Below are 249 nucleotides of genomic sequence, written 5' to 3'. Positions count from 1 at the left end.
ACATGATGGACGCCTGCTACAAGGCCGCCAACGACGTCATGAACGAAGAGGCGGCACGCAACGCCAAGTTCGCCAAGATCTACGAGCCATGGAAAAAGTTCCGCCAGGACCAGAACCAGTGGGCCTCGGTGGCCGAAGCGACAATGCAGAACTTCCTCATCAGCGCCGGCCGCGGCAAGTAACTTAATTCCGCACAGATAAATGGGGTCAGGGTTAATTAATTTTGCAACTAGTTGCAAAATTAATTAA

The 249-nt window shown here is 51.8% G+C and carries 1 pseudogene; it reads left to right on the top strand.

Features of this window, described 5'->3' with window-relative positions:
* Positions 1 to 182 (top strand): annotated as a pseudogene (locus tag AC6H42_RS31785) (ABC transporter substrate-binding protein); the annotation flags it as partial.
* Positions 183 to 249: the final 67 nt, after the last annotated feature.

Source organism: Massilia sp. NBRC 108631, assembly GCF_059704565.1.
Note: the sequence above shows the minus strand (reverse complement) of the source record. Positions and strands in the feature narration are given on the sequence as shown.